Source organism: Halofilum ochraceum, from assembly GCF_001614315.2.
In the GTDB taxonomy this organism is placed as follows: domain Bacteria; phylum Pseudomonadota; class Gammaproteobacteria; order XJ16; family Halofilaceae; genus Halofilum; species Halofilum ochraceum.
In genome coordinates, this window is sequence record NZ_LVEG02000008.1 from 99,808 (window position 1) to 121,068 (window position 21,261).

17 protein-coding genes are annotated in these 21,261 nt (G+C 65.6%); 9 read left to right on the plus strand and 8 right to left on the minus strand.

Annotation, left to right across the window (positions count from 1 at the left end; genetic code table 11):
- Window positions 1-221 precede the first annotated feature (221 nt).
- A complete protein-coding gene (locus tag A0W70_RS09965; protein WP_067562119.1) occupies window positions 222-1,235 on the minus strand; it encodes a 1-aminocyclopropane-1-carboxylate deaminase in 1,014 nt (337 codons plus the stop codon).
- Between the two features lie 172 nt (window positions 1,236-1,407).
- Here A0W70_RS09965 and A0W70_RS09970 point away from each other — a divergent pair, with 172 nt between their 5' ends.
- Both A0W70_RS09970 and A0W70_RS09975 read left to right on the plus strand, forming a co-directional pair.
- A complete protein-coding gene (locus A0W70_RS09970; protein ID WP_067562122.1) occupies window positions 1,408-1,902 on the plus strand; it encodes a low molecular weight protein-tyrosine-phosphatase in 495 nt (164 codons plus the stop codon).
- A 92-nt stretch (window positions 1,903-1,994) separates the two neighbouring features.
- Entirely contained in the window at window positions 1,995-2,798 is an 804-nt protein-coding gene (locus A0W70_RS09975; RefSeq protein WP_067562126.1) for a maleate cis-trans isomerase family protein, read from the plus strand.
- A gap of 51 nt (window positions 2,799-2,849) precedes the next feature.
- Here A0W70_RS09975 and ehuB read toward each other — a convergent pair whose 3' ends face one another.
- The 4 genes from ehuB to A0W70_RS09995 are packed head-to-tail and all read right to left on the minus strand — an operon-like array spanning window position 2,850 to window position 6,213.
- On the minus strand, window positions 2,850-3,728 hold the full coding sequence (gene ehuB / locus A0W70_RS09980) for an ectoine/hydroxyectoine ABC transporter substrate-binding protein EhuB (RefSeq protein WP_067562130.1): 879 nt from the start codon (window positions 3,726-3,728) through the stop codon (window positions 2,850-2,852).
- A 52-nt stretch (window positions 3,729-3,780) separates the two neighbouring features.
- Window positions 3,781-4,245, minus strand: coding sequence for a universal stress protein (locus A0W70_RS09985; RefSeq protein WP_067562133.1), 465 nt, complete (start codon window positions 4,243-4,245; stop codon window positions 3,781-3,783).
- Window positions 4,246-4,266: 21 nt separating this feature from the next.
- Window positions 4,267-5,553 carry a TRAP transporter large permease gene (locus A0W70_RS09990; RefSeq protein WP_067562137.1) on the minus strand — a complete coding sequence of 429 codons (1,287 nt, stop codon included), beginning with the start codon at window positions 5,551-5,553 and terminating at the stop codon, window positions 4,267-4,269.
- Between the two features lie 57 nt (window positions 5,554-5,610).
- A complete protein-coding gene (locus A0W70_RS09995) occupies window positions 5,611-6,213 on the minus strand; it encodes a TRAP transporter small permease (protein ID WP_067562141.1) in 603 nt (200 codons plus the stop codon).
- Between the two features lie 461 nt (window positions 6,214-6,674).
- Between A0W70_RS09995 and A0W70_RS10000 the strand changes: the two genes are divergently transcribed.
- Window positions 6,675-7,700 carry a TRAP transporter substrate-binding protein gene (locus tag A0W70_RS10000; protein WP_067562586.1) on the plus strand — a complete coding sequence of 342 codons (1,026 nt, stop codon included), beginning with the start codon at window positions 6,675-6,677 and terminating at the stop codon, window positions 7,698-7,700.
- An 86-nt stretch (window positions 7,701-7,786) separates the two neighbouring features.
- Here the strand turns inward: A0W70_RS10000 and A0W70_RS10005 are convergent, their stop codons facing one another.
- The 3 genes from A0W70_RS10005 to rne all read right to left on the minus strand — a co-directional run bounded on the left by A0W70_RS10005 (window position 7,787) and on the right by rne (window position 14,755).
- A complete protein-coding gene (locus tag A0W70_RS10005) occupies window positions 7,787-9,814 on the minus strand; it encodes a CocE/NonD family hydrolase (RefSeq protein ID WP_067562145.1) in 2,028 nt (675 codons plus the stop codon).
- Window positions 9,815-9,956: 142 nt separating this feature from the next.
- Complete coding sequence (locus A0W70_RS10010) at window positions 9,957-11,285, minus strand: ATP-grasp domain-containing protein (RefSeq protein WP_067562149.1); 1,329 nt, start codon at window positions 11,283-11,285, stop codon at window positions 9,957-9,959.
- Window positions 11,286-11,482: 197 nt separating this feature from the next.
- Window positions 11,483-14,755: a ribonuclease E gene (gene rne / locus A0W70_RS10015; RefSeq protein ID WP_067562152.1), complete on the minus strand. Its 3,273-nt coding sequence runs from the start codon at window positions 14,753-14,755 to the stop codon at window positions 11,483-11,485.
- A 548-nt stretch (window positions 14,756-15,303) separates the two neighbouring features.
- On the opposite strand from rne, the gene A0W70_RS10020 reads away from it, so the two are divergent.
- From A0W70_RS10020 to A0W70_RS10045, 6 genes are all read left to right on the plus strand, one after another.
- The gene (locus A0W70_RS10020) at window positions 15,304-16,242 is read left to right on the plus strand and encodes an RluA family pseudouridine synthase (RefSeq protein ID WP_067562153.1); all 939 of its coding nucleotides are present in this window, start codon (window positions 15,304-15,306) and stop codon (window positions 16,240-16,242) included.
- 1 nt (window position 16,243) lies between these two features.
- Window positions 16,244-16,930, plus strand: a complete 687-nt coding sequence (locus A0W70_RS10025; RefSeq protein WP_067562156.1) for an HAD-IA family hydrolase — start codon at window positions 16,244-16,246, stop codon at window positions 16,928-16,930.
- A 26-nt stretch (window positions 16,931-16,956) separates the two neighbouring features.
- Window positions 16,957-17,934: a S49 family peptidase gene (locus A0W70_RS10030; RefSeq protein ID WP_067562159.1), complete on the plus strand. Its 978-nt coding sequence runs from the start codon at window positions 16,957-16,959 to the stop codon at window positions 17,932-17,934.
- A 13-nt stretch (window positions 17,935-17,947) separates the two neighbouring features.
- Window positions 17,948-19,492 (plus strand): bifunctional ADP-dependent NAD(P)H-hydrate dehydratase/NAD(P)H-hydrate epimerase, encoded by a 1,545-nt coding sequence (locus tag A0W70_RS10035; RefSeq protein WP_070989122.1) that lies wholly within the window; start codon window positions 17,948-17,950, stop codon window positions 19,490-19,492.
- A complete protein-coding gene (gene tsaE, locus A0W70_RS10040; RefSeq protein WP_067562162.1) occupies window positions 19,474-19,908 on the plus strand; it encodes a tRNA (adenosine(37)-N6)-threonylcarbamoyltransferase complex ATPase subunit type 1 TsaE in 435 nt (144 codons plus the stop codon). The genes A0W70_RS10035 and tsaE overlap by 19 nt, the downstream gene beginning before the upstream one ends.
- Window positions 19,909-20,106: 198 nt before the next feature.
- Window positions 20,107-21,237, plus strand: a complete 1,131-nt coding sequence (locus tag A0W70_RS10045; RefSeq protein ID WP_175443101.1) for an N-acetylmuramoyl-L-alanine amidase — start codon at window positions 20,107-20,109, stop codon at window positions 21,235-21,237.
- Window positions 21,238-21,261: the final 24 nt, after the last annotated feature.

Genomic DNA, 21,261 nt, shown 5'->3' on the forward strand with positions numbered 1-21,261 from the left:
AAAACCCCGCCCGCGGCGGGGTTTTTTGTTTATGCGGTGCGGGGTGCGTGGACGAACCGACCCTGGGGTTCGACCAATCGGCAGGAAAGCCGATCGGGACGCCGACCGAAGGGAGGCGCCCCGAAGGGGTGGCCGCCATGGATGGCGGCCATCTATCCCACCCCCTCCGCCATATAAACGAAAAAAACCCCGCCTTCAGCGGGGTTTTTCATTCAGCCAACCTACCCATTCCGATACAGATAACTGTACCCGTTGATCGCGGGGACACCACCAAGGTGCGCGTACAGAACCCTTGATCCTTCAGGGAAGTACCCTTTCCGCACCAGATCGATCAGCCCCTGCATCGATTTCCCCTCGTAGACCGGGTCCGTCATCATCCCCTCGAGACGGGCGCAAAGGCGGATGGCATCGCTGGTCTCCTCTGACGGCACGCCATAGACGGGGTAGGCGTAGTCCCGGTTGAGAACCACTTCGTCTTTCTCGATAGGGCGTTCCAGTCCGACCAGATCAGCGGTCCGGTCGGCGATCGATCGCACCTGATTTTCGGTTTTCTCCGGCGTCGCGGAGGCATCGATACCGATCACATTCCGGGCGCGATCGTCCGCGGCGAATCCGACCACCATGCCGGCATGCGTCGATCCGGTCACCGTGCAGACGACGATGTAGTCGAAGCGCAGACCCATCTCCCGTTCCTGCTGGCGGACTTCCTCGGCGAAGCCCACGTAGCCGAGACCGCCGAGTTCGTGCACCGATGCGCCGGCGGGGATCGGGTAGGGCGTCCCGCCGCCGGCGCGTACATTGTCCAGCGCCTGTTCCCAGCTCTCGCGGATTCCGATATCGAACCCGCGATCGACCAGCTCGATCTCGGCGCCCATGACGCGGGACATGAGGATATTGCCGACACGGTCGTAGACTGCGTCGGGGAACGGCACCCAGCTCTCCTGAACCAGGCGACAGCGAAGACCGAGCTTCGCGGCGACCGCGGCAACCTGGCGGGTGTGATTCGACTGGATCCCGCCGACGGTGACGAGCGTGTCGGCCCCCTGTCTCAGAATGTCGGGAACAAGGTACTCGAGTTTGCGGATCTTGTTGCCGCCGAACGCGAGTCCGGAATTGCAGTCCTCCCGTTTGGCGTGGATTTCCACCGCACCGCCGAGTTGCTCGCTGAGGCGGTCGAGGCGTTCGATTGGGCTGGGCCCGAAAGTGAGCGGGTAGCGTTCGAATTGTTCAAGCATGCCTTGCGTCCCGTTTCCCGATGTCGAGGAGGATGATAACCGCCCACGGCAGCGAGCGGCGTTGGGCAGCCGTTTCCAGAACGCGAACCACTCCCTGCCAAGGGCTCGATTCTGCTAGGCTCAATTACGATTCACGGCGCATTATCCGATTCTGTAGATGCGAGCGTAACCGATGGACAATCAACCGGAAATCGCCATCCTGCTGGTGTGCATGGGGAATATCTGCCGGTCACCCACCGCCCATGGCGTGTTCCGGCGTCGACTCGCCGAGGCCGATCTGCTGGATCGGGTCCTCGTGGAGTCCGCTGGCACCCACGACTATCACGTCGGCCATGGTCCGGATCGGCGCGCACTCGAAGCCGCCCGCGACCGCGGGTATGAATTCGACGATCTGCGGGCACGCCAGGTCGAGGCCGCGGATTTCCATCGCTTCGACTATGTCCTTGCGATGGATCGGGATAACCTGGCAATTCTCGATCGGCTCGGATCGGGCGGTAGTGCGCGCGCGGAGATCGGGTTGTTCCTCGATTATTCCCCGGATCTGGCCGGCCGTGAGGTGCCCGACCCGTACTACGGCGCCATGAACGGCTTCGAGGAAGTGCTCGACCTGGTCGAGGCCGGCGCTGACAGCCTTCTGACGCATCTGCGCCGCCAGCACCGCATCTGACACCGGATCCAGGGGTGGGGGGCGCTGCAAATGCGCCCGATGTCGGCGTACACTGACGCTCTCTGACTGATTGGCGATCCGAGGTGGCTGCGATGTCGAATCCCTCGCTGGCGAATACGATGCCCCGGTTCGGGCGCGTCACGATCGACTGGGAGCCCGAACCGGTCGCCGCACGACTGCGTTTCGGTCTGGTCGCCCTGGCGACGGACCACGTCTCCGAGAGCGAGCTCCATCGGATGCTGCCGCCCGATGATGTCGATCTCTTTGCGACCCGTACGCGCCACGATGGTCAGTGCGACGTCGGATCGCTGCGCGCGATGGCGGATGGGTTGGCCGCCTCCTGCGAACTCCTGCTGCCGGGGACGCCGCTGGACGCGATCGCGTACGGCTGCACCTCGGGGACGGTGGCGATCGGTTTTGACCGGGTCGCGGCCACGATCCAATCGCAACGGCCGGGGGTCGCCGTTACGACCCCGATCACCGGTGCCGAGGCCGCCTTCCGCGCCCTTGGCGCGCAGCGTATTGCCATGCTCACGCCGTATGTCGATGAAGTGAATGAACTGGTCGCGGATTATCTGGAAGGAAACGGTGTATCGGTGACGACGTTGCGGAGTTTCGGCCTCGATACCGATATCCAGATGTCGACGGTCCCGCCGGAGGCGATCGAACGGGCGGCGCTCGATCTCGACACCAGGGGGGCGGACGCCGTATTTATCTGCTGTACCGCGCTGCGGTCGGTAAGCACCATCGCGCCGCTTGAGCAGCGGCTCGGACTGCCGGTGGTCACCAGTAACCAGGCCATGCTCTGGGAGATGCTGCGGGCGAGCGGCTATTCGCGACCGGTGCCCGGGTACGGGCGCCTGCTGGCCGACTTTACGGTGGGAAGCAACGGCTGAACGGCCTCGCGCGGCGCCCGACACGTCCTCCCCGTCGGGCGCCTCTGCGGATCAGGCGTCGCTCTTGCAGAGCTCCTCGGCGGTCATGTCCGGTTCCATGTCCGGCGCGAAGCCGAACTCCTCGACCATGGCCCAGTGTTCGTCGGTGCCGACGAATTCGTCGATCTCCCGGTTGAAGGCCTCAACGATCGCTTCGTCGCCCTTGCGGAAGGCGAAGGCCCCATACCCTTTCTGTTCTTCGCCGTGGATCACCGGATAGAACTGCGGCGTCGCCTCGAAGCGGCCGTCGCCGACGCGCCGCGCCAGAGAGCGGGCCGTGAGCGAGGTGAGGCCGACCGCATCGACTTTGTCGGCTTCGAGCGCGTCCACCGCGCGCGTGAAGTCCCGGTACAGGATCGCGCGTTCCGCGGGGATGCCGGCGTGCATGGCGTAGTTGTACTCGACCGTACCGGCCACGAGCGCGACCTTCGCGTCGGGATTGTTCGAGATCGAATGGTAGTCCGTGATCTCCTCGGGATTGCCGGAATCAACCAGGAATGACTCACCCACCACGTACGTGGGATCCGTGAACGCGACTTCCCTGCAGCGTGCCGGCGTAATGAACATGCCGGCGGCGATCACGTCGACCTCCCCGTCCTGAACGGATGGGATCAGTCTGCTCCAGTCCATCGCCTTGCCTTCCATGCGGATGTCCGGATCGATTCGGCGCAGGATTTCGCGGGCGACGGTCGGCGCTTCGCCGGTGAGGTTGCCGTCGCTGTCGATGTAGCCGTACGGCTGCTCGTTGGCGACTGCGACCCGGATGCTGTCCTCGGCGGTGACGCGTTCAAGTGTTGTCTCGGCCGTCGCCGTAAGGGGGATCAGAAGCGATACGGCGAGGCCGAATGCCTTCAGGGGCAAGGCGTGAGCCGCCTGTGTGCGGTATTCCATCTGCGTTCACCTCCGTACCCGTGTTCCACGCAAGGGAGACAGCGGGTCTCCGTCAACGCACCGTAATGCAGGTGCAGTCCGCCAGCGCGTTGACCTTGTGCGATACGCTGCCAAGGAAGAAGCCCTCGACATCGCCAAGCCCCCGCGTCCCGAGGACGATGGCGTCGGCGTCGTTTTTCTTGGCCGTCTGCACGATCGTGCGTGCGGGGGGGCCGCGCCGGATCATGGTCTCGACCCCCTCGATGCCGGCCTCCGTGAAGCGCTCCGCGGCCCATTCGACCGCCTCCTGCGCGAGATCGTGCATGACCTCGTCCGGTGGGGCCGGCACCTGCCGTGTGCGCACGAGAGACAGGGAACTCTCCATGTGGCTCGTGTGCTTGTAGACACTGAGTACCGTCACCTCGGAGCCGAAATGACGGGCCAGTTCAATCGCGAACTGGACGGCCCGGCCGGCGTTCTCGGAACCGTCGACGGCCACCAGGATGCGGTGCAGCGCCGTGGAATTGGATTCATTCACGCTTGTATCCCTCGCTTGGTTCTATCGGAACGCCATGTCCCGCAGGAAGAGGGCGATCTGCGGGAATGCGATCAGCAGAACCGTTGTCAGCAGCAGGAGAAGGAAAAACGGTGGCGTGCCGCGGATGACGTCGAAATACGGTCGCCGAAAGATGGCGATCGCGGTAAAGATGTCGCAACCGAAAGGCGGCGTGGCCGAGCCGATCGCGACCTGCAGCGTGATCAGCGTGCCGACGAGGACCGGGTCGATACCGGCGTCCGCGACGATCGGGGCGAAGATCGGCGTCAGTACGAGGATCACGACGATCGGGTCGACAAACATGCAGCCGATGAAGAAGGCGACCGAGATCGCGATCAGGATCCAGACCGGCTCGGCGCCGGCGAGTCCGAGACCGCCCAGGATCTCCTGCGGCACCTGGGCGAACGACAGGACCCACGAAAACGCGTTGCCCGCGCCCACGAGGATGAACACGACGGCCGTGATCAGCCCGGTCGAGAGGGCGATGGCCGGGACCTCGCTGATGCGAACGGAGCGGAAAATGAGGAGCTCGAGGATCAGGGCGTACATCACCGACACGGAGGCCGCCTCGGTCGGGCTGAAAATGCCGCCGTAGATGCCGCCGATGATGATCACGGGGAAACCGAGCGGCCAGAGTGCGCCGCGCACGCCGCGCAGGCGATCCATCCAGCTCGATTTCTCGAGCACCTCGATGCCGGCGCGTCGCGCGTAGATATAGCAGTACGCCGAGAACAGGATGAGGATCAGGATGCCGGGGCCAAGGCCGGCGATGAACAGCTCGGCAATCGAGGTGCCCGAGATGACGCCGTAAATGATCATGCCGATGCTGGGCGGGATCAGGAACGCGATGTCGCTGGCGTTGATCGCCAGCGCCATCGTGAACGAATCGCCATAACCCGCTTTCAGCATTTTCGGCCGCAGGGGCCCGCCGATCGCGACCACGGTGGCCTGGGTCGAGCCCGACACCGCGCCGAAAAGGGTGCAGGTCACGGCAGTGGTGATCGCGAGGCCGCCGCGGACATGCCCGACGAAGCGCATGACCATGTCGATGAGCCGATCGGCCGAGTATCCCTTGGTCACGATGTCCGCGGCGAAGATGAACATCGGCACGGCAACCAGTGCCGCTGGCGTTACGCCGCCGATCATCTGCTGGATCATGATGTTCGGCTGCATGCCCGCGAAGTACACGAAAAAGCCGAGCATGGTGGCGCCCAGCAGCGGGATCATCATCGGGAACCCGAGCAGCAGGAGCACGATCATCAGCGTGAGCATTGCGGCGCCGATACTCATCGCCGGGCTCCCTTGTGCCGTTCCATAGGAGTAATCGTAGCGGTCTCCGGGATCATGTCAGACCTGGGTTTCATCGCTCTCTCCATAGCTGTCGATGAACTCGTATGAGATGTACACCTCGGAGGACCGTAAATTCTGATACGCCGTGAGCAGATACTGGATCCCGGCGATCACGAATCCAAGCGGGACCCAGAGGTACATGATCCACTGCGGGAATCGCAGCGACGGGGTGACCTTCTCGAGCTCCCACAGGCGGTGGACATAGCTGACAGCGTAGTAAGCGAGCACGAACATGATGATCGCGGTCAGCAGAGAGATCACGATCATGAGAACCTTGCGACCGATATCCGGCAATTGGTCGTAGATCGCGGACATGCGGATATGGCGGCCCCGCCGCGCCGCGTAGCCGAGGCCCATGAAGGTAATCAACACCATCAGGAAGGCATTGAGTTCGTTGCTGAAGTAGATGCTGCGGCCGAATCCGAAGCGTCCGATGACGTTTGCCATCGAATTGATGGCCATGATCAGTACGCCGTAGGAGAGAACGATCCGTTCGAAATTGGCGATGGCGCGGTCAAGGCCCCAGATGGACACGCCGATCGCGTGACCAACCTTGTTGAGAGGGCCTTTGCCGGTACCGGAGTCCTCGGGATTGGTCATTGTTATCGTGCCCCCGGAACGCACCGGCCCCGTAGTGGGCCGTACGCACTGACTGTAACACCAACGGCTCCGCGATCCGAAAAACGGCACGCCCGGAAGCGGCATCGACCACTCCGGCGCCGCCGGGGAGGGCGGACGTATGGTTGTTGGTTATAGGCCAATGGCCATCCACCGTCAACGCATGGCCAGGCCGGGCGATCGCCATGGGGAATTATTTTTATCCCTGGCCTGGTTGTGGACGATTTTTTTGCAAAGGTTGGTTCAGCTCGCAGGAATTTCGGTGTGGCCCCCAATGGTCGTCGTTAAGGTTTGCAGTTGAAGGCAAAAGGGCTAGAGTCGAATACGGGTTCCCGATGGAGCCAGGGCCGCACGTGGTACGAATGGTATGATGTATGACATCGCCGTCCGTACCGCGGTGCGGCGCATTCCCCGGCTGATTGCCAGGACGATGGAGAATGATGATGCAGACGAGAAACAGTCGAAAGCCCGTTGCAGCGACAGTCACGCTGCTCGCGGCCGCGTTTTTTGCCCAGGGGGCGCAGGCCGAAACCTGGAAGTTCGCGCTCGAGGAAGTCGACGGCAGCGTCCAGGACGCCTATGCGGAGGAGTTCAAGAAGCGGATCGAAGAGCGGTCCAATGGTGAGGTAACGGTCCAGATCTATCCGTACGGCACCCTGGGTACCTCGCAGGATATCGCCGAGATGACTGGCCAGGGCGTGCTCAAGCTCGCCAATGCGTCACCCGGGCATCTCGGGTCGCTCATCGAGGAAATGAACGTGTTCAACATCCCTTACCTGCTGTCCCAGGACAACCAGGTCAACAAGGATGTGCTTACGGACAGCCAGTGCATCTACGGCAAGCTGGAGGACGAGTTCCACAGCAAGGGGCTGGAACTGTTGACCATGTATCCCGAGGGCGACATGGTCTGGACCACCCAGAAGCCCGTGCGCAGCCCGAGCGACCTGAACGGTGTGAAGATGCGCACCATGACCTCGCCGCTGCTCGTGGCGGCCTATGAGGCATTCGGCGCGGATCCGACGCCGATGCCCTATGGTGAGGTCTACGGCGGCCTGCAGCTCGGCCAGATCGATGCCCAGGTGAACCCGATCTTCGCCATCGAAGAGATGAAGTTCTACGAGGTCACCGACTACATGGTCTGGGCCGGCCAGCAGCAGTTCACTACCACGGTGGTGGGCAACCGCGACTGGTACGCGGGTCTGTCGGACGACCGCAAACAGATGCTGGACGAGGTCGTGGACAGCATGGCGGACTACATCTTCGAAACCCAGGCGCAGTACAACGAGGAGCGCCTCGAGGCGATCAAGAAGGCGAAGCCCGACATGGAGATGATCCAGCTGAGCGAGGAGGAGCGCCAGCCCTTCCGCGAAGCCAGCATGAAGGTCCGCGACAAGTTCGTCGAAATGACCGGCGACAGTGGGCAGGACGTTCTGCAGTGCCTGGCCCAGGAGTTCGGCACGGCACGCTGATCGTCGGTGACCGACCGGCGCCATCGGCGCCGGATGGTCGAAAACCCCGGCAGGCTCCGCCTGCCGGGGTTTTTTAATGCCCGCGATCAGACCAGATCGCGGGGGATCTTGCGGTCCCAGGTCTCGGCAAACACGCGCGTATCGCCCTCGTAGGCATCGAGTGTTGCCCGGATCCGGAAATTATTCGCGTCGGCGGTAAGCAGGGTTCGGGTGATCGTGGTCACTTCCCAGTCGCCACGCCGGAATCCGCGCACCCATTCGCACCAGCCCCGCAGGGAGTCGTGATTGGCGTATGAGTGTGTATAGCGCTCGGTGACCTTGCCGCTCACGTCGAGATCGATATCCTCGAACCGCCGCGTACCGGAGTCGTTGACGACCTGGAGTGTCGTGCGATCGTGGGCGAGATCGCGGATCACGGTCCATTCCTCCTGGGTCGGCTGAACCAGCGTGATATTCGCCGGAGGCGCCGATTCCGGTTCATCGAAGGGCCGCAGGGCGGCCTCTTCTTCCGGTCGCGGCTCGCGGATCGGCAGTACCAGTTCGCTGTCGCGCGGGCTGATGGTGAGCTTGACGGGTTTCGGCGACGGCCACGCGAGAGGCCAGTACACGGTCGAGATCGACAGCCGGATCGAATGGCCAACCGGGAACCGCTGGGCAATGTGTTTGAGCTTGACCGTCACGCGGTAGCGCTTGCCAGGCTCCAGCGGTTCGGGGAATTCGTCGCTGTCGCGATGGGTGAGGTTCAGCACGCCATAGGAGATGCGGGTGGCCGCGTCATCCGGCGCGACATCGATCAGCCGCGCGGCCACCATCGCCACGGGCCGGTCGGACTCCACATCGAGCGTCAAGGTGGGCTCACCACAAATCTCGACGGCCTCTTCCAGCCGTTCCGTCTCGAATACGAGCGCACCGCCGTCTTCGTCGCGCTGGTCGTGCGGCAGATCCGGGGGCGCGTTGTAGGAACACCACTTGCCGGCGTAGAGGCCGACGAACAGGGGAGATTGGATCCCGAGTCGACGCTCGTCGTCGGGCTGCTCGCCGTCCGGGTGGAGCCCGAGTCCGTAACTCATGCGGTACGCGCGTGGTTCGATCTCGGGTGACGGCCAGATATCCTCGCTGATCCAGCGCCCCGGGCGCGTCGTGTAGCGGGCGCTCGGGGGGACGCTGTCCTGCATCCACACGCGGAGCATGGGTTCGTCCATGATCCCCGTGTCGATATCTTTCAGCCAGTAATCATAGAAGCGGATGCATTCCTGCAGGAAGCCGATCGCCGGTCCCGGTTCGCCCAGATGCGGATACTTGTGCGACCACGGCCCGACCAGACCCTTGCGCGGTCCCTCGAGCCCCTTGAGGAGCCGGAATACGGCGTTGCAGTAGCCATCCGCCCAGCCGCTCACCGCGTAGACGGGGCAGCGGACGGCCGAGTAGTCCTCGCAGACGGAGCCGTGCTTCCAGTAGTCGTCGCGACGCTGGTGCTCGAGCCATTTCTCCAGCCACAGACCGCTGTGTTCCAGCCGCTCCATCCACATATCCCGCCAGCGGTCGCCGACCAGCGCAGGGTCCGGCGGGTGGGTGTTCTGATCGAACATCGTGGACGCCCAGGACAGGTTGTCGCCCAGCAGGCAGCCGCCCATGTGGTGGACATCGTCGGCATAGCGATCGTCCGTGGAGCAGAGCGTAATCACCGCGCCCAGCTCGGGTGGCTGCAGTGCGGCGATCTGCAGGCCGTTGAAGCCGCCCCAGGAGATGCCGATCATGCCGGCACGCGCGGTGCACCATTTCTGGCGGCCGATCCACGCCAGGATCTCCACGCCGTCATCGAGTTCCTGCTGCAGGTACTCGTCCGGGAGGATGCCGTCCGATTCCCCGCTCCCGCGGATATCCGCCCGTACGCAGGCATAGCCGTGGCCTGCGAAATACGTATGCATCGGGACATCGCGGTCGGCGGTCAGTTCGCGTTTGCGGTAGGGCAGATACTCGAAGATGGCTGGGACGGGGTCTTCCTCGGCGTCAGCCGGGCGCCAGATGCGTAGCGCGATCCGGCAACCATCGGAAAGGGTCATCCACGTTTCTTCTTCGATGACTTCGCGGGGCAGGTTCTCGACGTATCTCATATTCGTTGTTTTCTCTCCGTCCGGGGCCTTTGGCTCATTACGATGATGGCCCGAGCCATCGGGCTGCCCCGCGCATCCTGTGTGGCGCGCGGGGCAGCCCGATGGCTCGGGCCGGTTACCTTACCCCCTGACGGGGTACGGGTCAGGCGGGGGGCTGGCTCTCTTCAGCGGGCCGCGAGAAGGTATCGTCGACCTTCTCCAGCTCGAACGGCAGCCGCTCCAGCACACGTTCATAATTGCTGAGCAGCGATTCCTCGTCCTGTGCCCCCATATAGATGTAGGCAAGGGCATAGCTGTAGCTGTCCTGCTCGGGCAGGTCCGACAGCCAATCGCCGGGTTCCACCTGCGGCAGGATGTACGTGCCCGGGAAGTCCTTCTGGATGGCCTGGATCTCCTCCTTCGTGGGCGCGCGCTTGACGCGGGCGTCGCCGCTGAACACCCGGTGGAAGAACTTGCTCGCGATCGGGAACTGGCCTTCCCGCGAGGGCATGTTCGGGTGCCGTCCCAGCGCCAGGTCGATCGTCAGCTGCTGGTTACTGACCCCGTCCACCTTCTCGAAGATATCGCTGTGCGACTGCGAAATCCGGGTATTCACCTCGAGCAGCCAGACCTTGTCGAGCTGCTCGTCCCAGAAATACTCGATGTTGAACGAGGAATTGTTATAGCCGACATGGGTCATGATCCGGTCCGTCAGACGGGCCATCTCATCCTGGATCCGCTCGGGCAGCCGCGACGGATACTGGTAGCGGAAAAAGCTCAGAACCTGTGGATACCGGATGGAATCCACGAGCCCGGTGCAGGTGACCTTGCCGTCGTACACGTAGCCTTCCATCGTGCACTGGCGCCCGCCGATGATTTCCTCGGCGATGCAGTAATGACCGCCGATTTCACTGACATCGGGAGGCAGCTGCAGCTGATCGAGGATGTAATCGAATGGCTCGGAAATCGTCCCGATCTCGGCCCGCAGGCGCTCGATCGCATAGTCGAAATCTTCCGGCTTGTCGATCCGGAACCCGAGCCGCGAGCCCGACCCCTTGATCGGCTTGACGAAGAAAGGGAAACCGAGCCCGATGTGCGCGAGGGCCTCGTTGTCGAACGGGTCGAACGCCTTGAACCCGGGGATGTGGTCGGGAATCGCCTCACGCTGGCAGAGACGGCTCCAGTACTTGTGCTCGCATTTCAGCAGCGCTTCCAGCGAAACGCTCGCGGTGTCGAAGCGCTCGCAGATGATGGGGAGCATGGTGGAAACGGGAAAATCCATGTAGCCGGCGATGCCGTCGATGGACCCGTCGAATGCGTTGAGTTGTTCTTCCGCCGCTTTCAGCAGGGACGGGATGTCGAATTCTTCGGTCTCGTAGAAGAGTGCCGGATCGAGCAGTCCGTGAAATTCGATCTCGTCGGCGCCGCGCAGATGGCGGAGCATGTTGAGGTTGAATTCATTCAGTCCGATAACGAATACATTCTTCTTCATTGAGCGCCCAGTTGGCCGATGACGTCGGCGGTGAAAGGTATTTCGACTCTAGCATGTGAACGCGGTTCCTGCTTGCGTATCCGGAGACGTTCCGAGGCGGGCGAGGCGGGAATAATGATCGCCGTGGGAGAACGCGGCGGCGCGGAGGCGGGTTGGAGGGTGGTCCGGCGGCGCCCGGGCGGGCGCCGCCGAAGATGCTATTTCTCGTCCGTTCCGGTGCCGGACACGGGTTTGTCCGGCGAGTGATCTTCCCCGGCTTTGTCCGCGTTCGATCGCTCTTTGTCGGATGCCTCGTGCGTATCCGGGGTGGCCGGCTTGTCCGCAGCCGCCGGGTCGGCGAGCGAGCGTACGCGTGTACCGAGTTGGCTCGGCTGCCGGGCAGAGACAGTCGCGTCGTCGGCGCTGTCATTGCCGCCTGCAGACGTGTCGCTTCCCGATGACGTTTCACTGGACGCGGGACCCGCGGCGCCGGATTGCGCGCCCGCGCTATCCGCGCTCGCCCCGGGCTTCGCCGGTTCCTTCACCGACTCCCGTTTCCCGGTTGCCGGGTCGGCCGTATCCGTGGACGGAGAACCCGCGGCGGCTTCCGGCGCGGCAGCGGCCGATGGCGTGTCGTTGACGCCCGACCCCGCGTCCATCTGTTCCGGACGCTTCGGTCGATCGTCGTTCGACTCCTTTTCGCCTCGGTTCGTGCTCTGCGTGTCGCGGTCGGCGTGGCCCGTGTCGGGGCCGCGTTTCGATCGGTCGGCGCTGGGCGGCTGCTCTGTCGCGGCGGATTCGCGGCTCGACTTCGCGCCCGATGAGGCGGCTTCGCTCGGCGTATCCGAACGTGCGGATTCCGGAGTCGGTTTCGTGTCGCTGCCGATGTCGGCTTTACCGGATGCAGCGTTACCGGATGCACTGGTTCCGGAGCCACTGTTCCGGGACCCTTTGGCCCTGGAATCGTCGCTGGCATCCGGCGCATCGTCCTGGTTCGCTTTCCGGGAGCCGGCGTCGCCAGCCGCAGTCTGCGTGTCCTTCTCCGCGGCGTCGCTGGTGGCGGGCTTGGAGCCGGACTGGTCTTCGCCACTCGTCGCGCTCTCGGTGGTTGCGGCGCTGGAACCACTGTTCCGGCGCCCACCGCGGCGGCGACGGCCGCCACGCCGGGAACGGCCGCGCGACCGCGACTTGCCGCTGCCCGAACCCTCCTGTTGCCCGCTGTCGGTGCCCGTCTCGCCGGATGCGTTGCTTACGTCCGTCGTATCCTTTTCTGCTGCCGAGTCTCCGCTCGCGTTGACAGCGGTGGACTCTTCTGCACGCTGACGACCATCGCCGCGCGGCCCTGCACTCTTCTTTTCTTCGGTGGCCTCCTTGTCGCTCTGGTTGCCGGTCTTGCCGCCGGCATCCTTACGGCGGCGGTCGCCGGCGCCGCTGCGGTTTTCTTTACGGCTACCTTCCTGCTGTTTTGAACTGTCAGCGCGCGGGCCCTCATTGTCTGTGCCCCGGCGACGGTCGGCGTCACCGCTGCGGCGCTCGGATTTCGAGTCGCCGTTCCCGCCTCCGCCTCCGCGGCGGTTGCGGCCACCGCGCCGCTGACCACTACCGGAGCCCGAACGCGACTGATTGCGGTTGCCTCCGGAGCGTGACTGCTCCCCCTGGCCGGACGTATCCGCCGCTTTGGAATCCTGGCTCGGCTGCTCCTGCGTGGCGGTATCGGCGACGGGGGCCGCCGGCTGTTCCGCCGATGGCAGAATCGCACGCGTCAGGCGCGCGAGCAGGCCGGGGCGCCGCGGCGCGGCGGCTGCCTGCTGCTGCGCCGGTGCCGGTTGCGCCTCGGACGCCTCGGGCGCCGCGGCCTCGCGGCGGGCGGCAGGGGCCGGTGCGGGACCGCTTGGCGAAACGGCCCGGACCGCCGGTTCTTCCGGGGGCTTGCGTTCTTCCTCGGCCGGCGGCAGCACGTTCGCGTCCGCCGCTTCGCCAGCGAGTTCGTAGCTCCGCCGGCTGTGCGATTCGTGCTCATTATCCGATGACCGGACACGCTCGATGTTGTAATGCGGCGTTTCCAGGCTCGGATCGGGAATGATCAGCAGATGGACGCGGTTTCGCTCCTCGATCTGCGTCAACTGTTCGCGTTTCTCGTTGAGCAGGTAGGTGGCGACCTGAACCGGTACCTTCGTGACGACGCGGTCGGTGCCATCCTTCATGGCCTCTTCGCCGAGCACGCGCAGGATCGTCAGCGAGAGTGAACCCAGGCTGCGGATCGTGCCATGCCCCAGGCACCGCGGGCAGGAACTCGACGCCGATTCACCCAGTGACGGCTGCAGCCGCTGGCGCGACATCTCCAGCAGGCCGAAGCGGGAAATCCGCCCGATCTGCACGCGGGCGCGGTCCATTTTCACGGCCTCGCGCAGCCGGTTTTCGACCTCGCGTTGATGTTTGTTGCTCATCATGTCGATGAAATCGACGACGATCAGGCCGCCGATATCGCGCAGACGGAGCTGGCGCGCGATCTCGTCCGCCGCCTCCAGATTGGTGTGGAACGCGGTGTCCTCGATGTCGGAGCCCTTGGTCGAGCGTGCCGAGTTGATGTCGATCGAGATCAGGGCCTCGGTGTGATCGATCACCAGCGCGCCGCCGGCCGGCAGGGTCACCTCCCGTTCGAAGGCGGTTTCGATCTGGTGTTCGATCTGGAACCGGGAGAACAGGGGGACGTTATCCTCGTACAGCTTCAGCTTGCCGAGGTTGTGCGGCATGGTCTGTTCGATGAACTGCCGCGCCTGCTCGTAAATCCGCGGCTCGTCGACCTGGATGATGCCGATGTCGTTGCGGAAATAGTCGCGCAGCGCCCGGATGATGACGTTGCTTTCCTGGTAGATCAGGAAGGGGGCTTTCCGGGTGTCGCCGGCCTTGCGGATCGATTTCCAGATGTCCACCTGGTAATCGAGGTCCCACTGGAGCTCCTCGGCCGTGCGGCCGACGCCCGCGGTGCGCACGATGGTGCCCATGCCCTCGGGCACCTCCAGCTGGCTGATGGCCTCGCGGACCTCGCTGCGGTCCTCACCCTCGATGCGGCGCGAGACGCCGCCGGCGCGGGGATTGTTCGGCATCAGCACGAGATAGCGTCCGGCGAGGCTGATGTACGTGGTCAGGGCGGCGCCCTTGTTGCCGCGCTCTTCCTTCTCGACCTGTACGACGATCTCCTGGCCGTCCTTCAGCGCTTCGCGGACGGCCGCTTTCCCCTCGGACTTCGCGTCGGCGAGATACTCGCGCGCGATCTCCTTGAACGGCAGGAAACCGTGGCGATCGGCGCCGAAATCGACAAACGCCGCTTCGAGGCTGGGTTCGATGCGGGTGATGACACCCTTGTAGACGTTGGACTTCTTCTGTTCGCGCGCGCCGTGCTCGATATCCAGATTTTCGAGGCGCTGGCCGTCGACGATCGCGACACGCAACTCCTCCGGCTGAGTTGCGTTGATCAGCATACGTTTCATGTTGGACCCGTTCGGTTGAACGCGGCGCGGGGCAGGGAACAGCCCGGCGCGGACACGGCGAGGTGTCGCGCTGGCGCTCGGCGTCGATCGGTTCGATCACGGCGAGACGATGGTCCGCGGGAGAGTTCCGCCGGCGTGCGCGCGCGTTATGATTCATTGTCCGCATGTCGCCCGCAGGCGGCATGCCCGTTTTCGTTCCGTGGCGGGGACGGCCTGTCGTCCCGGCCGGGCGCTGTCGCGGCAACTGGCCGGATGCGCCGTCTGCAAATCGGTGGCGGCGCGCGGTTCGATTTCGCCGCACCCGCCGCCCTGGAACCGCCAATCCAACCCGCCGGCCGTTCCTCGAACCCGGCGTGGTCGGTACAATCCCGTTCCGGTCGGACCTGCGCCCATGCGCCCTCCGCCGGTGAATCACGTCTTTGCGCCGACCCACGACCACCCGTACGCAACAGGAAACCGGGGATGTGCATCCGTTTGAATTGCGGGCAAAAAACGCGAACGCAATATAGCAGTAACCCCACGCACCCGCAATCCGCGCGCGGGCGGCCGTGAGCGCCGGCGAGACCGGGCAGGGCGCCCGGACCGAACAGGCGGGCGCCGACGACGCCGGGCAGCGGATCGACAATTATCTGCTGCGTGTCCTGCGCGGCGTCCCGCGGACCCGGGTGTACCGGCTGCTGCGCAAGGGCGAAGTCCGTGTCAACGGCGGGCGCGTGAAACCCGCGTACCGGCTGCAGGAAGGCGACCGCGTACGTCTCCCACCCGTGCGTACCGACCGCCATCCGGATGGCCGGCTGCCGCCCGCCGCGCTCGAGCGGCTGCGCGATTCGGTTCTGTACGAGGATGAGCGCTGCCTCGTCATCGACAAGCCGCCGGGGCTCGCCGTGCACGCGGGCAGCGGTCTCGCCGCCGGCGTGATCGATGGCATGCGCGAGCTGCGCCCGGACCTCGGCGGGCTGGAGCTGGTGCACCGCCTCGATCGCGACACCTCCGGTTGTCTGCTCCTGGCCCGGGGCCGGCCGGCGCTGCGCGCATTGCAGCAGGAACTGCGCGAGGGTGGTTTTGAGAAGACCTATGCGGCCCTGCTGATCGGGCACTGGGCGGGGCCCGAGACCACCGTCGATCTCGCGCTGCGGCGCGATGTGCTCTCCTCGGGGGAGCGAATGGTCCGCCCGGATGCCACCGGCAAGTCCGCCCGCAGCCACTTTCGCCGGCTCGGCGGATCGGATCGGCTGACGCTCGCCGAGGTCGTGATCGAGACCGGGCGCACGCACCAGATCCGCGTGCACGCCGCTACGCTCGGCCACCCGGTGCTCGGGGACTCGAAGTACGGTGACGCGTCGGCGGCCCGCGCCGCGCTCGGGCGCAAGGCGCCGCGGTTGTATCTCCACGCCTGGCGGCTGGCCTTCACCGGGGCCGCGGGGCGGGTCACCGTCGAGAGCCCGCTGCCCGACGAGTTCCGCACGCTCGCTGGCGGACCGCAGTGATATGAAGCGGATCGAGCTGGTGGTCTTCGACTGGGACGGCACACTGATGGATTCCGCCGCCCGCATCGTCGAGTCGGTCCAGGCGGCGACCGGCGCCGCGGGGTTGCCGCCACGCTCCGGGGCCGAGATCCGGGAGATCATCGGGCTCGGTATGGGGGAGGCGATCAAGGCGCTTTACCCGGAAGAGCCCGCGGAGCGCCATGCCCGGTTGGCCGCGACGTACCGCGATGCGTTCGTGCGTGCGGTCGCCGACCGCCCGGCGGATCTGTTTCCCGGTGTCGAGTCGGTACTGGGAACGCTCGAAGCCGAGCGCCGGATGCTTGCGGTCGCCACCGGCAAGAGCCGCTCCGGCCTGCAGCGGGATCTCGAACGCGCCGGCATCAGTGGCCGTTTCGTGGCCAGCCGCACGGTCGACGAATCCCCGTCGAAACCGGATCCCCACATGCTGCAGGAAATCATGGCCCTGTGCGGCGTCGGGCCGGATGCGACACTCCTGGTGGGTGATACCCTGTTCGATCTGGAGATGGCCGCACGCGCGGGCGTGCCCGCACTCGGCGTCGCCTGGGGCGTACACGCGGCCGAGCGCCTCTGGCAGGCGGAACCGCTGGCCGTGCTGGAACGAATCGAACACCTGCCGGAACGTCTGCGCCAGTTCGAGCATTGCGTGCACGGACCGGGCGAACCCTGAATTCCGTTCAACGGAGACTTTGCAACATGGCGGAAACGGACGAGGACCTCCCGCGCGGCGGTGACGGACGCTGGGAACGCGATACCCTGGCACGGCTGGCAGCGGCCGGGCTGGTGGAACAGCGGCGTTCGCGGCGCTGGGGCATTCTGATCAAACTGCTGGTCCTGCTGTATCTGTTCGCGCTGCTGTTTGCCGCGCTCAATGTGTCGACGCTGACAGGGGCCGCCGCCCCGTCCGCCGGTACGCACACCGCCGTGGTCCGCGTTGAAGGCATGATCGCGGCGGAGAGCGATGCCAGCGCGGAGCGCGTGAACCAGGGGCTGCGCGACGCCTTCGCGGCCAGCGGCACGCGCGGCGTGCTCGTGCACATCAACAGTCCCGGGGGCAGCCCGGTCCAGGCGGGTCTGATCTACGACGAGATGATGCGCCTGCGCGAGCAGTATCCGGATACGCCGCTGTACGCGGTCACGACGGATCTGGCCGCTTCCGGCGGCTACTACATCGCCGCGGCGGCCGACCGGATCTTCGCCAACCGGGCCAGTCTGGTCGGCTCGATCGGCGTGCGTTTCGGCGGCTTCGGTTTCGTCGAGGCGATGGACAAGGTGGGGGTCGACCGCCGCCTGATTACCGCCGGTGAGAACAAGGCCCTGATGGACCCGTTTCTGCCACAGGACCAGGAGCAGGTCGCCCACATCCAGAATACCGTCAATCGTATCCACGAGCAGTTCATTACGGCGGTGAAGAAAGGCCGCGGAGATCGCCTCGGCGAGAATCCGCCGGATGAACTGTTTTCCGGGCTGATCTGGACCGGCCAGGAGGCGGTCGATAACGGCCTGGTGGATGATCTCGCCAGCCCCTCGCAGGTGGCGCGCGAGATCGTCGGCGCCGAGCGTACGGTCGATTACACGCCGCGCAAGGATCTGTTCCAGCGCTTCTCGGACCGCGTCGGCGCCACGATCGCGCAGACGCTGAAGAGCGAAGCCCTGGTACCCGACCTGCGGTGAGCGGGGTGGCGTCATGAGGATCGAGTCTGATCGCCTTTATACCGCCGAAGGGGTGCGGGAACTCGATCGGCGCGCGATCGAGGATCACGGTATCCGCGGCTACGACCTGATGGTCCGGGCCGGCCGGGCCGCCTTCCGCCTGTTGCGCCTGCGCTGGCCGCGGGCCCGCCGGATCGCGGTGTATTGCGGTGGCGGCAACAACGGCGGCGACGGTCTGGTGGTCGCGCGGCTCGCACGCGAGGCCGGATTCACGGTCGATCTCGCCCTGGCCGGGGATCCCGACCGCCTCAAAGGTGCGGCCGGCGAGGCGTGGCGGGCCTGGGTCGACGCCGGTGGCGCGTCCGCCGCGCTCGACGCGATCGATCCGGCGGAGGCCGACGTGATCGTCGATGCGTTGCTCGGCACCGGTCTCGATCGACCCGTACGCGGGGCAATCGGTACGGCCATCGAGGCCATCAATGGGGTCGCCGTACCGGTCCTCGCGCTCGATATTCCCAGTGGCCTGCAGGCCGATACCGGCGCCGTGATGGGCATCGCCGTGCGCGCGCAGGCGACCGTCACGTTCATCGGTCACAAGCGCGGCCTGTTCACCGCCGCGGGCCCCGACTGGACCGGTGCCGTGTTCAGCGATGACCTGGATGTGCCGGCGGCCATTTATGCCGACGAGGATCCCGCCATCGAGGTCATCGGCCGGGACACCGTGGCGCGCATGCTGCCGCGTCACCGACCGGCCGCGCACAAGGGGGACCGGGGGCGGGTACTGGTGGTCGGTGGCGACTGCGGTTATGCCGGAGCGGTCCGGTTGGCCGCCGAGGCGGCCCTGCGCGCCGGTGCCGGACTGATCACGGTGGCCACCCGCGCGGCGCATGCACCGGCGCTCGCCGCGGCACGGCCCGAGCTGATGGCCCGGGGTGTCGAGGATCCGGCCAGCGAACTGCCGGCGCTGATCGAGGCGGCCGATGTCGTCGTCGCAGGCCCTGGGCTGGGGGCCGGTGACTGGGGGCGTGCCGCACTGGCGGCGATCCGGCAGGCCGCCCCGGAGCGGCTGCTTCTCGATGCGGATGCCCTCAATATCGCCGCTGCGGAGCCCGGGAAGGCCCCGACGCCGACGATCATCACGCCCCATCCGGGCGAGGCCGGCCGCCTGCTCGGGATGGAAACCGGGGCGGTCCAGGCGGACCGGTTTGCTGCGCTCGAAGGGCTGCTTGATCGGTACGGTTGCACGGTCGTGCTCAAGGGCGCCGGGACGCTGGTCGGAACGGCTGGACAGGGCACGGCCCTGCTGCCCGGGGCGCGTCCGGAACTCGGCGTCGGCGGGACCGGCGATGTCCTCAGTGGCCTGATCGCCGGATTGCTCTCGCAGGGTCTGTCCGGCCATGACGCCGCCTGCACGGGCGTGTGGCTGCATGCGGCGGCTGTCATGCGCACGAGGGATCTGTCCGCCGGGCCCCCGCTACCGTCCGAACTCGCGGAGAACGTGGCGGCGATGGCGACACACCTGACGGGACGTGGGCGGCATGGCGCACGGTGGGATCGCGGATGGCGGATCGAAGCGTAGCGGATGAAGCGGGCATGGCGGCGCTTGGCCACGAGCTCGCCGGGGCGGTGGCGGCGCCTGCGGTGATTTTCCTGGAGGGGACACTCGGTGCCGGCAAGACGACGCTCGCGCGCGCATTTCTGCAGGGACTCGGATACACGGGGGCAGTACGCAGCCCGACCTATACGCTCGTCGAGAGCTATCCGTTCGAGACCTTCGACGTCCACCACCTGGACCTCTACCGCATAGCGGATCCGGATGAACTCGAGTTCCTCGGGATTCGTGATCTCGCGGCGGCGGATGCCATCTGGCTGGTGGAATGGGCCGAGCGCGGTGCCGACCGGCTGCCGGCGCCGGATTACGTGATCCGGATCGCCTTCGATGGCACGGGGCGGCGCGTTACGGGCCTCCCGGACGCGCTGGCAACCCCGGCGTAGGTTCAGTGGTGGTTGAGAATGTACGCGTATCTGACTGCACAGACTCGAAAATTGCTTGACCTCAGTCCGATTTTGGTCAAACTTGTGTCTGTCGCGTAAGCCTTGAAGCACCCGCAGATGGCCAGACGCCCGCATACAACCCGTGATCGTGGACCGTGTCTTCGGGCTCTGCCGCTGTTGCTGGTGGGCGTGTTCGGCATGCTTCTGTCCGGTATCGCGAGTGCCGATTCGACCCGGATCACCGGTCTGCGAACCGCCGCGGACAAGGATCGGTCACGGCTGGTGTTTGATGTCGGCGGTCCGGTCGAGCACCAGATATTCACCCTCGAGAATCCCAGTCGAATCGTCATCGATATCGAGGACGTGAGTGTCGATACGGATCTGCGCGAGGCCGTTCCCGATTCCGATCTGATTCGCCGTATCCGCAGCGCCACGCGCAACGGCGACGATCTGCGCGTCGTGCTCGACCTGACCGAATCGGCGCGCCCGAAGAGCTTCGTGCTCGCGCCCGCCGCCGATTACGGTCACCGCCTGGTCGTGGACGTGGTCGGCGGGAAGGCGAGGGCCGCCGGCTCCGGGGGGGAGAGCAACCAGCCGAAGGCCGACGAGCCGCGCGATCTCGTCATCGCGATCGATCCCGGTCATGGTGGGCATGACCCCGGTGCAGTCGGTCACGGCGGCGTCAACGAGAAACTGGTGGTCCTGCAGATCGCCCGGCGTCTCAACGACCTGCTGGAACAGACGCCCGGATTCAAACCGGTCATGACGCGCAACAGCGATGTCTATCTGCCCCTGCGCGAGCGTATGCGCCGGGCGCGCGAGGCGGACGCGGATCTGTTCATATCGCTGCATGCCGATGCCTTCCGGGATGCGCGTGCACGCGGGTCTTCGGTGTATGCGCTGTCGACGAACGGGGCCAGTTCGGAGGCCGCGAAATGGATCGCGAACCGTGAGAACTCCGCCGATCTGCTCGGCGGCGTATCACTCGAAGGCAAGGACGAGATGGTCGCATCGGTGCTGCTGGATCTGTCGCAGCGGGCCACGATCGAGTCCAGCCTGACCGCCGGCGAGCACATCCTGGATCAATTGGGCAGCGTCAATCGACTGCACAAGCACTCCGTCCAGCAGGCCGGCTTCGTGGTCCTCAAGGCGCCCGATGTCCCGTCGCTGCTGGTCGAAACCGCCTTCATCTCGAATCCGCAAGAGGCCCGCAATCTGCGCTCCAGCGCCCACCAGCAGAAACTGGCGCGGGCGATGCGCGACGGGATCAAGGCCTACTTCGAGACCGCCGCGCCACGCGGTACCCGGTTCTACGCCCAGAACCACTGACCCCGCCAGGGGCCCGGCTACGGG

Bases quoted from the DNA above. Each gene is read 5' to 3' on its own strand.
- A0W70_RS09965 (WP_067562119.1), bottom strand. From the start codon at position 1,235: ATGCTTGAACAATTCGAACGCTACCCGCTCACTTTCGGGCCCAGCCCA.
- A0W70_RS09970 (WP_067562122.1), top strand. From the start codon at position 1,408: ATGGACAATCAACCGGAAATCGCCATCCTGCTGGTGTGCATGGGGAAT.
- A0W70_RS09975 (WP_067562126.1), top strand. From the start codon at position 1,995: ATGTCGAATCCCTCGCTGGCGAATACGATGCCCCGGTTCGGGCGCGTC.
- ehuB (WP_067562130.1), bottom strand. From the start codon at position 3,728: ATGGAATACCGCACACAGGCGGCTCACGCCTTGCCCCTGAAGGCATTC.
- A0W70_RS09990 (WP_067562137.1), bottom strand. From the start codon at position 5,553: ATGAGTATCGGCGCCGCAATGCTCACGCTGATGATCGTGCTCCTGCTG.
- A0W70_RS09995 (WP_067562141.1), bottom strand. From the start codon at position 6,213: ATGACCAATCCCGAGGACTCCGGTACCGGCAAAGGCCCTCTCAACAAG.
- A0W70_RS10000 (WP_067562586.1), top strand. From the start codon at position 6,675: ATGCAGACGAGAAACAGTCGAAAGCCCGTTGCAGCGACAGTCACGCTG.
- A0W70_RS10005 (WP_067562145.1), bottom strand. From the start codon at position 9,814: ATGAGATACGTCGAGAACCTGCCCCGCGAAGTCATCGAAGAAGAAACG.
- A0W70_RS10010 (WP_067562149.1), bottom strand. From the start codon at position 11,285: ATGAAGAAGAATGTATTCGTTATCGGACTGAATGAATTCAACCTCAAC.
- rne (WP_067562152.1), bottom strand. From the start codon at position 14,755: ATGAAACGTATGCTGATCAACGCAACTCAGCCGGAGGAGTTGCGTGTC.
- A0W70_RS10025 (WP_067562156.1), top strand. From the start codon at position 16,244: ATGAAGCGGATCGAGCTGGTGGTCTTCGACTGGGACGGCACACTGATG.
- A0W70_RS10030 (WP_067562159.1), top strand. From the start codon at position 16,957: ATGGCGGAAACGGACGAGGACCTCCCGCGCGGCGGTGACGGACGCTGG.
- A0W70_RS10035 (WP_070989122.1), top strand. From the start codon at position 17,948: ATGAGGATCGAGTCTGATCGCCTTTATACCGCCGAAGGGGTGCGGGAA.
- tsaE (WP_067562162.1), top strand. From the start codon at position 19,474: ATGGCGGATCGAAGCGTAGCGGATGAAGCGGGCATGGCGGCGCTTGGC.
- A0W70_RS10045 (WP_175443101.1), top strand. From the start codon at position 20,107: ATGCTTCTGTCCGGTATCGCGAGTGCCGATTCGACCCGGATCACCGGT.